Genomic DNA, 15,120 nt, shown 5'->3' on the forward strand with positions numbered 1-15,120 from the left:
TCGAATAATAGAAGTAGAGGGACCTTCCCTCTATTTTTTATCGAAAAGGAGCAGGGATGCAAAAAAGACACGCGCATGTATCGCCGACCTTGGATATCATGGCCAAGAAGATTTTTAGTTTGCCGGAAGTGACGACGGCTTTTATTCGAGATATTTTGGAGCTGGATGTGGCGGACGCTCAGATTGTGGAGGGAAGCCAGCCCCACAGCATGGCCTATGAGGAGGATGACTTGTTCTCCACTGCGGTGGATGTGAGAGCCAAGCTCCATGATGGGACCGAGGTGATCATCGAGATCCAGATTCGCAAGCAGCAGTATTTCTTGAATCGGTTCCATTACTATTTGGCCAATCAACTGGTGGAGAATGTGCAAAAACTGCGCCAGTAAGGACAGACACATAAGATGTACGAGCAGATGGAGCCCGTCTATGGAATTGCGATTTTGGAGAAGTCGCTCTTACTGGACGAAGAGGCCGCCATCAACAAATACTGGCTGACCAATAGCCGGTCTGGCAAGCAACTCAAGGCTTATTATAAAAATGGCAAGCACCAAAATCTTCTGCAGGTTGCCTTTTTAGAGCTAGACAAGTATAATAAAGATGAGAACCTGACAGATGCAGGCAGACAGTGGCTGGAATTTTTTGGGAATCTTCCCTTTACAAAAGCTCCCAGTCAGGCCGTTGCCCACGCAGATTCATTATTAGATTCATCTAGCTGGACCAAGGAGGAGAAGACCATGATAGACGAGCGTATTCGTATTCAAGAAAATTATGATATGACCCTGGAGACGGCTATAGACGAAGCGCGCGAAGAAGGTCGTAAACAGTTGGTATGCGAGATGGTCTCACGAGGAATGACGCCTGATCTTATATCGGAGATGACGGGTTTGTCGCTTGAAGAGATCAAATCTATGTTAGCGTAAGATCTAGCTGGACCAAGGAGGAGAAGACCATGATAGACGAGCGTATTCGTATTCAAGAAAATTATGATATGACCCTGGAGACAGCGATAGACGAAGCACGCGAAGAAGGTCTGGAACAAGGTCGTAAACAGTTGGTATGCGAAATGGTCTCACGAGGAATGACACCTGATCTGATATCAGAGATGACAGGTTTGTCGCTTGAAGAGATTGAGACTCTTCTTTCCTGAGTCGTTAAAAGAGGCAGTGCCTCTTTTCTTTTTTGAAAAAACTTGAAAATTTTCTCATTTTTTCAATCCGCCTTTCTAGAATTGTTGTAGAATAGAGTCAACAAAGAGCTATCCTCACCAACAGTGTGATCGATACTAGAAAAGAGGATTCTGATGACAAGAAAAATTGGTATTATTGGTTTGGGGCATGTGGGTGCGACCTTGGCCCACAGTATGATTTTGAAACACACCTGTGATCACTTGGTCTTGATTGATACCAATGAGAAAAAGGTCAAGGCAGATGCCTTGGATTTCTGTGATACGGTTGCCAATACAGGTTATCCGGTGCATATCACGGTCAATGACTATGCGGCTTTAAAAGATGCGGATGTGGTGGTGTCGACTCTTGGAAATATCGAGTTGCAGGCTAATAACACTGATGACCGTTTTGCAGAGCTTCCCTTTTCCAGCAAGCAAGTGGTGCAAGTAGCGCGTGATTTGAAGGCTTCTGGCTTTAGCGGGGTCTTATTGGTAGTGACCAATCCGGTCGATGCTGTCACTCAACTCTATCAACAATATACCGGCCTTCCAAAAGAGCAGGTGATTGGGACAGGGACTTTATTGGATACAGCTCGGATGAAGCGTGCAGTCGCTGATCGTTTGCAGGTTTCTCCTGCTAGTGTATCAGGTTACAACCTCGGTGAGCACGGAAATTCTCAATTTGTCGCTTGGAGTCAGGTCCGTGTTAAGGGACATGCTATTACCGATCTCTTCTCTCAAGAAGAGCTTGATGCTATCAACTACGAGTCCTTGCGCGGTGGCCACACGGTTTTCTTTGGCAAATTCTATACTAATTTTGGGATTGCAGCAGCAGCCCAACGCTTAGCAGAAGCTGTGATCAATGATAGCCACGAGGAAATGCCAGTGTCTAACTATCGTCCAGAATATGGAACCTATCTTGGCTACCCAGCGATCGTGGGTCGAAAAGGAATTCTTGAACGATTGGATTTGCATTTGACAGAAGAAGAAAAAGAAAAATTGCTCCATTCAGCTGAAACCATCAAAGAAAATACACGAAAAGGATTGGAGCATGCATAAAAGCAAGAGGCTGGGACAAAAGTCCTAGCCTCTCAATTATTTTTGGATTGTCGAGCAAGACGCAGTAGTTGAGTGGGCTCTACTACGCTGATTTCATCAGCTTTTACAGCCCTACTCAACTGTGCGGGGGTGGGAAAACGAACTCTTTTTAACTAGTCAGAGTTCTTTCCCACTCCCTTTTATCTGCAATTTTTTCGAATGGTATAAGTGAGGGGATTCCCTATACGAAATCATTGGAGGTTGCTATGAAAAAACGACACGAGTATGTATCGCCCACCTTGGATTTAATGGCGAAAAAGATTTTTAGTCTGCCGGATGTGACAGCGAAATTCATCCGCGAAGTATTGGATCTGCCAGTAGAGTCCGTTGAGATTTTAGAAGGAGACCAGATACATGAGCAAGGGTTTTTAGGAGATCTTCCTTTTGAAACATCCGTTGATGTGAGAGCAAGACTAGATAGTGGGCTTGAAGTGATCATTGAGATTCAAGTTTTGAAGCAAGAGTATTTCTTGAATCGTTTCCACTATTATTTAGCCAATCAACTGGTAGAAAATGTCCAACGCAAGCGAAAGAAAGGGGCAACCCATTCTATGTACCAGGAGCTGGAGCCGGTCTATGGGATCGCTATCCTGGAGCGAAGTATTTTTCCTCACTTAGATTCACCCGTCAATGTCTATGAAATGCGCCATACAGTAGATGGGACACCCCTTTATAGCTCTCGAAAGGATGGAGTAGCGCACAATATGTTAAAGGTTGCCTTTTTAGAGTTGGATAAGTATAATGAAAGTAGAGATACGGAGTTGAATGCTCACTGGAGACAATGGCTTGAATTTTTTGGCAATCGCCCATTCAGTCATCAACCAGATCAAGTGATCGAGCTGGCAGAATCACTCCTGATCCCATCAAATTGGACAAGGGAGGAAAAAGAAATGATTGATGAACGGATTCGTATCAGAGAAAATTGGGAAATGAGCATGGATACCTTTCGGAAAGAACAACTGGAAGCCGGTTTTCAGAAAGGGTTGAAAAAAGGTCTCGAACAAGGTCTCGAACAGGGATTGGAACAAGGCAGACAAGAAGGCATGGAGCTGGGAGTTCAAGCTGGTCAGCAGTCTCTGATACAAAAACTATCTTTGAAGGGGATGAGTATCGAGATGATGGCTGAAATGACAGATTTATCCTGCGAATCCATCAAAAAAATGTTGGCTACTGATTCGTCTAACGAGTAGTAGTAGCGAGAACAGAATTTGAGGAACAAAGAAACTTTGAGAATTACCTTGCTGAGAAAAAAGTAGTTCTAAAATGGATTGTAAAGATCGTCTAGGGCTCGTTTTTATTGGATGGTGATCCTCTACAGATTTATACGGTTATGATTTATTGAAGGTTGGACACTTTTGTCTAACCTTTTTTTCTCACTCCTCTTGGCCCTCCCTTAGTGAAATGAAATAAAAGTTTAAAATGTCCGAGTTGTAATCCTTGACACTACATTATGATCGTGTATAATAGCTATTGTAACAAAAAAACTTACAACAGAAAGAGAAAACAACTATGAAAAACATTTTATTTATCGTCGGATCTCTTCGTCAAGGATCTTTTAACCACCAAATGGCTAAGAAAGCAGAAAGCCTTCTGGAAGGAAAAGCAACGGTGACTTACTTGGACTACAAAGACATTCCAATGATGAACCAAGATTTGGAAACACCAACCTTGCCAGCTGTACAAGCAGCGCGTGATGCAGTTCTTGCTGCAGATGCCATCTGGATTTTCTCGCCAGTTTATAACTTTGCCATTCCAGGCGTGGTGAAAAATCTGATCGACTGGCTGAGCCGTGCCCTTGACCTATCAGAAACTCGTGGTCCATCTGCCCTTCAAGACAAGATCGTAACGGTTTCTTCAGTAGCCAATGCCGGACACGAACCAATGTTTGCGGCTTACCAAGCGCTCTTGCCTTTCGTTCGGACTCAAGTGGTTGGAGAGTTTACTGGAACAACCGTTAACCCAGAAGCTTGGGAAACAGGTGAATTAGTCTTGACAGATGAAGCGGTCGCAGGACTGGAAAAACAAGCACAAGCCTTATTAGAAGCATAAGAAAAGCTGAGACAGAAGTCTCAGCTTTTTAGATACTAAAGAGTTGTCCGAAGAAGTAAGTCACACCCATGGTGAGAAGGCCAATGATGAGGTTGCGAAGCATGGCTGGCTTGGTTGGTGCTTTTCCCAGTTTTGCACTGGTATAGCCAGTGAAGATCAAGGATAGTCCAACAACGAAGACCGTCACCGGGATGCGATAGGCAGTTGGAAAGAGAATAATAGAGAGCATTGGAGGAAGGGAACCAACCGAAAAAGCAAGAAAGCTAGATGCAGCAGCATGCCAAGGATTGGTAAACTCCTCATATTCGATACCATATTTCTCTTCGACCAGGGCTTTGAGTGGATGTTTCAGAAAGGCCCGTTCTGTCAAAATCTTTGCGGAAGTTTCGCATTCTCCATTTTGAAGGTAAGCGTGGTAGAGAGATTCTCTCGCTAACTTTGGATCGCGATCCAATAAGGCTTGTTCGCGGTTCACAGCGGCTTCTTCCGTGTCTTTTTGTGTGGAAACAGAGACATACTCACCGCCCGCCATCGAAAAGGCACCTGCCAGAATCGCCGACAAGCCAGATAGGAAAATGATCCAGATGTTTGGTGTGGCACTGGCTACCCCAATCACCACCCCAGCAATAGAAATAATCCCATCATTGGCCCCGAGAACAGCGGCTCTCAAGATATTCAAGCGGTCGTTAAATGATTCATCTACTCCATGTTTCATTTCAGTCATACAATATCTCCTTCATCTTATTTAGAATGATTATAAATAAATTACAAAAAGAAAGCAAGGATTTAAACTCAAATGATAAAAGTTCGACAATTTAATGGAAATTCTAGGTGTAACGTTTGACATTACACCTAAATAGGATATAATGTAACATATATAGTTACAATATAGGAGGAGAAAATGGTTTACGCATATAATAGTGAGATTTACCTCGCAGAAGCAGTGCTAAATGTTAAGGATTTAGCTCGTCAGACGGCCTTTTATACACAGATTATAGGACTTGAAATCCGAACCCAAACGGAAACCGAAGTTATTTTGGGAGCAGGGGGAAAAGACTTAGTGCATCTGATTCAAACTAATCGTAAAGAAGCGGTCAAGTCTAGTTATGGCCTCTACCATATGGCCATTTTGTTGCCGTCTCGCGAGGACCTAGCAGATGTGTTTAAACACATTGCGGAATTGAATTATCCGTTTATTGGGGCAGCAGACCACGGCTATAGTGAAGCTCTTTATCTGGAGGATCCAGAAGGAAATGGCATCGAACTCTATAGAGATAAACCTGTTGCCGACTGGGATATTCGAGAGGATGGCCGCATCATTGGGGTGACAGAGGAACTCTCAGCACAAGAAATTTACGACATGGGTCGTAAAATGAATCCTTTTGTCATTGCATCCGGTACTCGAATGGGACATATTCATTTATCAGTCAAGGATAGCCACTTAGCAACTGCTTTCTACCAAGCCGTTTTGGACCTATCTGATAAGTTCACCATTCCATCTGCCAGCTGGATCGCTTCAGGAGACTACCATCATCATTTAGCCGTCAATGAGTGGGGTGGAAAAAACTTGGACAAGAGAAAAGCAGAATTTCCTGGACTTGCCTATTACGTTGTTGAAGTCGAAAAGAAGGAAGACTTGGTGGCCATTGCAGAGAAGGCCAAAGCCAATGGAGCTCCTGTCAAATGGTTGAGCTCTAATGATTTTACCTTTGAGGATCCTGATGGCATTGTCACACGGGTCAGAAAAGGATAATAAAAAGGGAGTGGGAAAGAACTCCAACTAATTAAGAAGAGTTCGTTTTCCCACCCCCGCACAGTTGATTAGGTCATCTTTGGAGCTTAATCAAGCGAACAAAGATGCCAATCGACCACTGCGTCATACAGTTATTTCTATCAAAGATCGAAGGCTGGACAGTTTATTCCCAGCTTTTTTTTGATGAGATAAATTAGTTGGTTTCATTTTCTTTTCCGACAACCCAAAATAAGAGAAGGAGTTGGAAGATGCCTAAGGCAAATAGGACCATGAAACCGTTGCGACTTCCTTTAGCAGTGGCTTGGGTGAAGTCCATCTTTTGATTAGCTTGGCTCATGGCAACAATCAGCGAAGCCAGGGTTGTTCCGACAGCGCCTGCAAATTGTTGCAGGGTGTTAAAGATCGCGTTCGCATCGGGTTGCTCTTCCAGAGAGAGTTGTTTTTGTCCGTTGGTCATGATATTGCCAAAGGTAAGACCCATACCGGTCATGAAGATCATGTAAAAGACAAGAATCAAGACATTTGATAACTTCAAGCCAAATAGTGTGAAGAAGAAATGAGCCAGAAGGATCAAACCAGCTCCAAGGAGAATTGGTTTGCGGGCGCCTAGTTTATCTAGAATGAGGCCGGAGAAAGGAGCAAAACCTGCTCCAATGATGGCTCCTGGAAGTAGCATCAAGGCTGCAAGCGTGGTGCTCGAGTGGTTGACCAATTGGACATAATTGGGCAAGAGGAAACTCATGGCCAGAGATCCTAATTGGAAAGTGAAAAAGGCAAGAACATGGCCAGTAAGGAGATGGTTCTTTAAGATGGCAAGGTTGATAATGGGAGTCTCTAACTGATTAGACCGCCGAACTAAGAGAACCAGTCCCAAGAACCCAATCACCAGCCAACCAAGGACGAAAAAACTAAAGAAAGCATGGTCAGAGAGTCCGTGAATGCCTAAAATCAAGCCTAAAAATGAAGCAATAATGGCGAGAAGGCTCATGATATCAAGCGTTTTCCGCTTGACTGTACTGATTTGTTCGATGGAGCGAAGCCCTGCAACTAGCGAAGCTAGAAGGATCGGGAATTGAACCAAAAAGATGGACCGCCAACCGAAGTTAGCAGTCAAGAGACCACCGACAGTAGGCCCAATGGCGGGAGCGATGGCTGTAATTAGGGTACCCACTCCCATCATGAGACCGATCTTGCGTTTTGGGACCTGCTCTAAAATGATATTAAACATCAGAGGAAGAGCAAAACCAACCCCCATTCCTTGAACCAATCGACCCAAAACCACAAAGCCAAAACTTGGAGCTAGGAAGTCAATGAGAACACCTAAAACAGACAGAAGATTTCCAACTAAAAAGATGGACTTCATTTTGAAGGAGCGTTTGAGGTAGGCAGATAAGGGGACTACACAGGCAACCACTAGAAGATAGATGGTGGTGACCCACTGGACGGTTGCGGTATTGATCTCAAATTCCTTCATCAATATTGGGAAGGTGATATTCATGGCAGTTTCTCCAGCCACCCCGCAAAAGGAAAGGATCCCTGTTGCAAAAATAGCGTATAGGACCTTGGCTGAAATTTTTTCTTGTGACATCGGTGTCTGATTCCTCCTAAATCTTCCTAAAGATATGGACTATGGTATAAAAATCATGGTAAAGATCTGATTTTCCGTCAGGTAGCATAGCAAGACCAACGGTAACCTGATCCATCGTTTTGTTAGCTAACAAATAGTATAGAGGAAATGAAGACCCCTGTCAAAGAGTTTTTGAAAAGTTTTGAAAATATTAACAGCGTTCTCAAATGATGACATCTTTCCAAACGAAAGGAAAGGCTCGCCAGTATGGTATAATAATGGAAAAGTAAACAATGTGAATAAGTCAATCAACTCGAACAGGAGGCCCCATGACCAAGTATTTAGTCCAGAAGTTTTTCTGGTTACGAGAAAAAAGTTTGATTCAAATTTCCCAGAAAACTCTGGTTTCCTTATTTCCTTTTTTTCTATTTTCAGGAATCATTCGGGTGATCGCTCTATCGGTCTTCTCCGATCGAGGCTATATCCATCAGCTCTTTTCGATGGATAGCTGGTTGCCATGGGATCAGGCCATTAGTCAAGTCCTCATTAATTTTTCCAATTTTTTAGGAGGTCTAGCTGGGCCTTTAGTGACCTACTTCGCTGGAAAATATACAGCTGGGCACTATGGTAGAAGTACAGGGACAGCTGGAGTGACAGCTCTTTTGGTCAGTCTAATAGTAGGCTCTCAGGAATTGTTGGTGGGCCCCCTCCATGACGGGCAACTGACGCGTATCAACTTACCTGCGACGACCAATATCGTCTTAGCGATTTTTTTAGGCTATCTAATCGGGCAGATCTTTCGTCTATCTAAGGCCAGTGACGACCAGATCGTAGACAAGGATTTCATCTATCAGCCCAAGACGGTGCGTCCCATTTTCTTATCCTTAGTTCTAGGGGTCAGCCTAAATCTTCTTTTGGTTCTTGGGAACCAATTTAATATTTTTCAGACTATCCGACAGTTCTTGGCTTCTCTCACGGTAAGCAGTCATCATCTCTTATCCACCTTCGTCATGGGTCTTTTCAGTAGCCTATATGCTTGGTTTGGAAATAGTCAAGCCTTTGCCTTGAACTCAATTGCGGATGATAACTTTGCTTTGGAAAATCTCACCTACGCTGTGACGCATCATACAACGACAGGTATTCCTCATCTCTATACCTTGACCAATTTGTACCGCAGTTTTGGTCTGGTGTCCGGTGTTGGAGCTGTCCTAGCGCTTTTGGCGATCCTGTTGGTTTCGCGAAGTCAAAAGGACAAGAAAGTTAGTCTCCTCAGTATTTTTCCAAGTCTCTTTAACAATGGGGCTTCCTTCATGGTAGGCATACCAGTCCTTCTCAATCTACTTTATGTGATTCCCTTCCTATTGATTCCTTTGGTGAATATGGTGATAGCGACTGTTGCTTTGTGCTTCAAACTGATGCCGGCGACTGTTTATCCAGTGCCAGATGGGACGCCGAGTCTTCTCTATGCCTTTATTGGAACCGGAGGAAGTCTGAGGGCTTTAGCTGTCAGTATACTTTGTTTTGCCGTCGATGTGCTCCTTTATCTACCATTTGTCTGTATGGGAAATCGTATTCGAAAAGATTTAAAAGTGAAAGGAGAAAGCGATGAAGCCATCTAAAAAAACAGCGATCGTCCTTACTTTGGTCAGTCTTTTCTTAATCGCTTTAGCCATTCCTTCTTATAGCTGGACTCGGACCAATGTTTCAAAAATCGAGAAATTTTATAATTCTAAACTGTCGCCCATCATCATGATCCCGGGAAGCTCTGCGACAGAGAACCGCTTTGATGGCTTGGTGACCAAGCTCAACCAAGACCGCCAAGGAACCAAACACAGTCTACTTAAGGTTAAGGTTTGGAATGATGGGCATATCACCTATAGTGGTAGTATTGATGCCAAGGACAATGAGCCGGTAATTGTGGTTGGTTTTGAAAATAACAAAGATGGCTATAGCAACATTAAAAAGCAAGCCAAACTATTTAATCAAGCCTTCGAAGCCCTTCAAGAAAAATACAATTTTAATAATTTTAAGGGCTTGGGTCATTCCAACGGTGGCTTGATTTATACAGCCTTTATTGAAAATTATCTGGGGGATTATGATATAGATCTCAAGACCCTCATGACCATCGGAACTCCCTATAATTTCACGGAGACCAATATCAAAAATAAATCTGAGATGTTGGCTGACTTTATCAAGGGAAAAGAAGCCATCCCCACAACCCTTCATATGTATTCAGTAGCAGGGACTATTACCTATGATTCAGATGAGTTGGTCCCAGATGCCAGTGTTTCCGCTGGGAAATATATCTACCAAAACCAAGCAGCTAGCTATACGGAGATTACGGTGACGGGGGAAGATGCCCAGCACTCGGACCTTCCAACCAATGATGAGGTGGTTGCCTTGGTGAAAGGGCATATTGAAAGTCAAACGGATCGTCGAGCCAAACCGAATAAAATAAACCAAGTGTGAAGAAGGGATTCCTTCCTCACCTTTTTTTTAGTATAATGAAGATCAGTGAAAACAAGGGAGACTAAGGAGTTCAGATGAAAAGAAAACAATGGATGCAGTTGGGCTTAGTGGCTTCAAGTATGCTTTTGTTGACAGGATGTTACCAGAGATACCAGCGCCAGTCCAGTCCTAAAAAAGAGACTGCAACGAGCCAGACTTCAGCAAAAAAACAAGCGAAAAAAGCAGATAACAAACAATTATACCAGTCTGTTTTTTCAGACTATCAAAAGATTTTTGCCACTTCAAAAGATTTAGACGCCATTTCCAAATTGAATGATGCATTAGCCAAAGAAGATCGGATGATCAATAGCTGGGTGATCGAGACCGTGATCAATCAGCCAGATGCCGTTTACTATGCCTTTAAGGACTTAAATAACGATGGGGTAGATGAGATGATCATCGCCAATCAGCAGACCAATGGAAGCTACTTTGTGACAGGAGTTTATTACCTCAAGGACCAAAAACCGACTCTGCTAGCTGAAGGTTTCGTCGCTGGACACGGTGGAGCGCGCAATGCGACGACCCTCTATCAGGGAGGAGAAGTCTTAGAAGTCAGCTGGATGTCAGGAACTGGCCGTGGTGTAGCTGTGCTCTCACGGATAGAAAAGGCACCTCAAGCCGCTACCAAAGTCCAGGAAGAAGAAGTCCAAGTACCGGGGTCGGATCTGAATGCCCTCTTTGGAAAATCGAATGAGGAAAAATGGGATCTCAAGAGGTTTGACTGGCAAACTTTTGACAGCACACCATCAGCGGGAAATAGCCAAAGCCAGGGAAAAACGCCTTGGAATGCAGAAAAATCAGCAAAATTAGCAGAATTTATGAAGACCTGGGGTGAAAAGATGGGACAACCCAACTATCAAAAAGGTATTGCTGGCGGTGATGTAGGACCAGACAACCTCTATACTCTAGGGGAAAATAGCAAGATGGATGCCATTTATACAGAAACTGGTCAGGGAAATGCAAAATACAGAATCGTGGAACGCTATAGCAATTGGGACAAGTATCCAGATGTGCATAGTTATTTCTTTGCCATTACAGATACAGGAGAAGCCATTGTCTTTCATTCTCCCACGACCAATGGTGGAAAGATGTATCTAAAACCAACGGACAACAAGGAACTTCAAGAAGAGTTCAATCAATTACTTCATCAATGAAAAAAAGAAATACGGGCTTATTCAGTTCTTTCAATCATTCATCAAAGATTGGACGTTTTGTCTAATCTTTTATTTTATATGCGGAATGAATAAAAATTTATTTTCTGGGTTTTGTGAATTGGATGGCGAAACATGTTAAGAGTTAGTGATAAAAACTGGTATAAGAAGGATCAAGTACATAAAATATTTGACAATAAAAAGATTTCATCTTAAAATATAATCAATCAATATCTATAGGAGAAAAATTATGAAAAAACTTCTCACAGCAGGCGTGGCTCTCTTATCAGTCGCAACATTAGTAGCATGTTCTGGCAAAACTGCTTCAGAATCATCAAGCAAAGATGCAAAGTCTTCTTCAAGTAAGGTAGAAAAGTCATCTAGTTCAGAAAGCAAATCAAGCAATTCATCAAAATCATCTGCTAATGATAAGACAAAAGATTCAAAAAAAGATGATAGTAAAAAAGAGGACTCTATCGCAGATGCTCAAAAAACCGTTCTCGAAACGAGTGATGAAGCAGGTAAGTCAATCATCACCTTGTATTACAAGGGAGATACCTTGTTAGTACAAGAAAAAGTTGATGATTACGATGTCTCAAAAGTAGCTGGCGATAACCCTCTTCAATCAATGAAAGAAGCCGTTGCTAGGAACCAAGAAAAATTTAAAGATCTGATGGGACATGGATTTGAACTGACATCAGAATACAAAGACGGTATCTTCTATATCACCAATACAATTGATTACACCAAAGTAGATATTAAAAAATTAAAAGAAATAATCCCTACTCTGAACCTAGAAGCCGACAATACAATCAGCTATTCTAAAGCTAAAGAGCTTTTCATTAAAAGCGGTATGGTCGAAAAATAGTGTTTAGATGTCCAAAATGGAATGGAGAGCGACTGAATCCGTCGCTCTCTTTTTGCTTTCTTACAAAAATGTAAGAAATAAAGGGTAAAATGTAAGGTTATGTTATGGTGAAAGCGTTTCAGTTTTAGTACAATAGATTTGTAAAAATCGATTGAAGCTTTTATCGAGCTAGAAAGGAACGGACCATGACCCTACTAGACGTTCAACATATCAAAAAAATCTACAAAACCCGCTTTCAAGGGACGCAGGTTGAAGCCTTAAAGGATATCCATTTTACCGTTGAGAAGGGGGAATACGTCGCTATCATGGGGGAATCAGGATCCGGGAAATCCACCCTTCTCAACATCCTAGCCATGCTGGACCAGCCAACCGAAGGGCGGGTTTACCTCAATGGCACCGTCACCTCCACCATCAAGAACAAGGACGCTTCGAGCTTCCGTCGCGAAAAACTTGGTTTTGTCTTTCAAGATTTCAACCTGCTCGATACCTTGTCTGTCAAGGACAATATCCTCTTGCCTCTCGTCCTCTCTCGCAGACCAGTCAAGGAAATGATGAGCAAGGTGGATAGCGTCAGTCGGGAGTTGGGCATTCACCAACTGCTTGAAAAATATCCCTACGAAATCTCTGGTGGGCAAAAACAACGGGTGGCCGTAGCACGGGCCATCATCACCTCACCTGAAATCCTCTTGGCCGATGAGCCAACAGGGGCGCTGGATTCCAAGTCTTCTGCAGCTTTGCTAGATGTCTTTGAAGATATCAATACCATAGGGCAAACCATTCTCATGGTGACCCACTCAACCGCAGCGGCAGCTCGAGCCAAGCGCGTGCTCTTCATCAAGGACGGGATTCTCTACAACCAGATCTTCCGCGGAGAAAAGACAGAGCGTCAGATGTTCCAAGAAATCTCAGATACCCTGACGGTCATGGCGGGAAAGGAGGATCGTGATGTTTAAATTAACAAGTAAATTAGCACTTTCCAACCTCAAACAAAATCGCAAGTTGTATTATCCTTTCGCTATAGCTGTCATTTTAACGACCATGATCCTCTATAGCTTTATCGCGCTGGCAACGACTCCTCATTTAGAGGATTCTTACGGAGGGGGATCGGCGAGAACTGTTCTTGGTTTTGGTAGTTTCGTCGTCCAGCTGGTCGTCATCATTTTGGTGGCTTATGCCAATGGCTATGTCATGAAAAATCGTTCCAAAGAACTGGGACTGTACAGTGTTTTGGGGATGGAGAAGAAGCACCTTCTCGTCATGACCTTATGGGAATTGCTCTTCTTCTATATCCTCACAGTTGGCGCGGGACTGGGTTTGGGACTCTTGTTTGATCGCTTGATTTTCGCCTTGCTTCTAAAATGTATGGGTCTACCAGTCGTCATTCAATCAACCTTCCAGATAGGGGCTGTTCTTAACACTTTACTTGGGTTAGCCTTAGCTTTTGGCCTCATTCTTTTGTTGAATTCTTTCCGTCTCTTGCGCTACAGTTCCCTCCACCTCATGCAACAGAAAAAGGCAGGGGAGAAGAAGGGACGCTTCTTGTTGGTTCAAACTCTGTTAGGACTAGGGCTCTTAGGAATTGCTTTTTATATAGCGCTAACCGTTGAGCGGCCAGTTGCGGCTGTTCAAGGATTCTTTATTGCCGTCATCTTGGTCATTCTTGCGACTTATCTCTTATTCAACGCAGGCTCTATTACCTTCTTAAGATTTCTCAAAGGTCGGAAATCCTATTATTACAAGCCAGAGAATTTTATATCCGTCTCTAACTTAATAGCTCGGATGCGAAAAAATGCAGCGGGCCTCGCGACCATTAGTATTCTATCCACCATGGTCTTGGTCACCTTAACCGGGTCGCTCAATCTCTTTATTGGAGGGCAGAATTACCTAGATACTGTTTACCCTTCTGATTACATGATTAGTGTGGGGCATATGCCTTCAGATGTTGAGACAGAACCGGTTATCAAGGATGTTCAAGCCCAAATTAAGAAAACAGCCGATGCGACACATCTATCAGATTATCAGGTGGAACAGACAACATACTGGTCTGCTGAAATTCGAAAGATTGATGGAAGGAGCTTAGAGGTGTATGAGCAGTCCGATCAAGAAACTGGTCAGGAGATGAAGACAGAGGGAACAGTCTACTTTTTTGATCAGGCGACTTACGAGCAACTGACGGGTCAAAAAGTTGAGCTTGGGGAAAATGAAATCCTGGCTTATGGGTATCAGTATCCTGGAAGATTAGACGCACAATTAGAAATCAATGGGAAAACTTTCACGATTAAAGAAAAACTAAACTCCAATTTTATCCAAGGGAAGATCCCCCAAGACGCCCTGTTTCAACACCAAATGGGCTTGTACCTGGTTCTCCCTGACTTGAATCAACTGGGTCTAAAAGTTGATAAAAATTTGGAATTTTCTATTAACGCAAAAGATAAAGATAACCAAGATTTCACCGGTGGCGTGACCAAAGAGCTGTATTCGACAGACAAAATCAGTCAATATGGTGCGACTTATTTTGGTGGGATTGATCGATACAGCATAGAGAAAGATTGGCGTGAATCAGCAGGGACAGTGCTCTTTATTGGAGTTTTCCTATCTGTGATCTTTCTATTAGCTACGGTTCTCGTCATTTACTATAAGCAGATTTCAGAAGGCTATGAGGACCGGGAAAATTTTGTGATCTTACAACAAGTAGGATTGGACCAAAAGCAAACGTCCACCACCATTCGCAAACAAATTCTCACCGTCTTTTTCCTCCCATTATTCTTCTCCTTCTTGTACCTAGGAGTAGCCTACAAGATGATCGCAAAGATCGTTGCCCTCCTAGGAGCGACCAATGCGGGCTTGGTTCTTCAAACAACTCTTTCTATCTGCGCTGTCTTTTTCATCTCTTATGTTCTCGTCTTTCTTCTGACTTCTAGAAGTTATCGGAAGATTGTCGTGAGATAGCGTTCGAGTCTA

The 15,120-nt window shown here is 43.1% G+C and carries 12 protein-coding genes and 2 pseudogenes; 12 read left to right on the top strand and 2 right to left on the bottom strand.

From position 1 onward, the window contains the following. Positions 1 to 56: 56 nt before the first annotated feature. The 5 genes and pseudogenes from AB4X21_RS03670 to AB4X21_RS03690 all read left to right on the top strand — a co-directional run bounded on the left by AB4X21_RS03670 (position 57) and on the right by AB4X21_RS03690 (position 4,312). A pseudogene (locus AB4X21_RS03670) lies at positions 57 to 920 on the top strand (Rpn family recombination-promoting nuclease/putative transposase). A 2-nt stretch (positions 921 to 922) separates the two neighbouring features. Beyond that, positions 923 to 1,147 (top strand): annotated as a pseudogene (locus tag AB4X21_RS03675) (hypothetical protein); the annotation flags it as partial. A gap of 153 nt (positions 1,148 to 1,300) precedes the next feature. After that, positions 1,301 to 2,224, top strand: a complete 924-nt coding sequence (locus AB4X21_RS03680) for an L-lactate dehydrogenase (protein ID WP_003006122.1) — start codon at positions 1,301 to 1,303, stop codon at positions 2,222 to 2,224. 245 nt (positions 2,225 to 2,469) lie between these two features. Continuing rightward, on the top strand, positions 2,470 to 3,453 hold the full coding sequence (locus tag AB4X21_RS03685) for an Rpn family recombination-promoting nuclease/putative transposase (RefSeq protein WP_155125546.1): 984 nt from the start codon (positions 2,470 to 2,472) through the stop codon (positions 3,451 to 3,453). A gap of 319 nt (positions 3,454 to 3,772) precedes the next feature. Then, positions 3,773 to 4,312 (top strand): NADPH-dependent FMN reductase, encoded by a 540-nt coding sequence (locus AB4X21_RS03690; RefSeq protein ID WP_045759196.1) that lies wholly within the window; start codon positions 3,773 to 3,775, stop codon positions 4,310 to 4,312. 28 nt (positions 4,313 to 4,340) lie between these two features. On the opposite strand, the gene AB4X21_RS03695 is transcribed toward AB4X21_RS03690, so the two are convergent. Continuing rightward, entirely contained in the window at positions 4,341 to 5,036 is a 696-nt protein-coding gene (locus tag AB4X21_RS03695; protein ID WP_003012100.1) for a VIT family protein, read from the bottom strand. Positions 5,037 to 5,213: 177 nt separating this feature from the next. Here AB4X21_RS03695 and AB4X21_RS03700 point away from each other — a divergent pair, with 177 nt between their 5' ends. Continuing rightward, complete coding sequence (locus AB4X21_RS03700) at positions 5,214 to 6,065, top strand: VOC family protein (protein WP_369088199.1); 852 nt, start codon at positions 5,214 to 5,216, stop codon at positions 6,063 to 6,065. A gap of 193 nt (positions 6,066 to 6,258) precedes the next feature. Here the strand turns inward: AB4X21_RS03700 and AB4X21_RS03705 are convergent, their stop codons facing one another. Continuing rightward, positions 6,259 to 7,653: an MFS transporter gene (locus AB4X21_RS03705; protein ID WP_369088200.1), complete on the bottom strand. Its 1,395-nt coding sequence runs from the start codon at positions 7,651 to 7,653 to the stop codon at positions 6,259 to 6,261. 308 nt (positions 7,654 to 7,961) lie between these two features. Between AB4X21_RS03705 and AB4X21_RS03710 the strand changes: the two genes are divergently transcribed. From AB4X21_RS03710 to AB4X21_RS03735, 6 genes are all read left to right on the top strand, one after another. Further along, positions 7,962 to 9,251 carry a PTS transporter subunit EIIC gene (locus AB4X21_RS03710; RefSeq protein WP_369088201.1) on the top strand — a complete coding sequence of 430 codons (1,290 nt, stop codon included), beginning with the start codon at positions 7,962 to 7,964 and terminating at the stop codon, positions 9,249 to 9,251. Continuing rightward, positions 9,238 to 10,101: an alpha/beta hydrolase gene (locus tag AB4X21_RS03715; protein WP_369088202.1), complete on the top strand. Its 864-nt coding sequence runs from the start codon at positions 9,238 to 9,240 to the stop codon at positions 10,099 to 10,101. The genes AB4X21_RS03710 and AB4X21_RS03715 overlap by 14 nt, the downstream gene beginning before the upstream one ends. Before the next feature lie 74 nt (positions 10,102 to 10,175). Continuing rightward, the gene (locus AB4X21_RS03720) at positions 10,176 to 11,294 is read left to right on the top strand and encodes a DUF4767 domain-containing protein (RefSeq protein ID WP_369088203.1); all 1,119 of its coding nucleotides are present in this window, start codon (positions 10,176 to 10,178) and stop codon (positions 11,292 to 11,294) included. 247 nt (positions 11,295 to 11,541) lie between these two features. Next, a complete protein-coding gene (locus tag AB4X21_RS03725) occupies positions 11,542 to 12,159 on the top strand; it encodes a DUF1307 domain-containing protein (RefSeq protein ID WP_155125560.1) in 618 nt (205 codons plus the stop codon). Positions 12,160 to 12,344: 185 nt separating this feature from the next. Beyond that, on the top strand, positions 12,345 to 13,112 hold the full coding sequence (locus AB4X21_RS03730) for an ABC transporter ATP-binding protein (RefSeq protein ID WP_369088204.1): 768 nt from the start codon (positions 12,345 to 12,347) through the stop codon (positions 13,110 to 13,112). After that, entirely contained in the window at positions 13,105 to 15,108 is a 2,004-nt protein-coding gene (locus AB4X21_RS03735) for an FtsX-like permease family protein (protein WP_369088205.1), read from the top strand. Before AB4X21_RS03730 ends, AB4X21_RS03735 begins: the two co-directional genes overlap by 8 nt. Positions 15,109 to 15,120: the final 12 nt, after the last annotated feature.

Origin of the sequence: Streptococcus sp. CP1998 (assembly GCF_041026655.1) — a bacterium.
GTDB classification, from domain to species: domain Bacteria; phylum Bacillota; class Bacilli; order Lactobacillales; family Streptococcaceae; genus Streptococcus; species Streptococcus dentalis.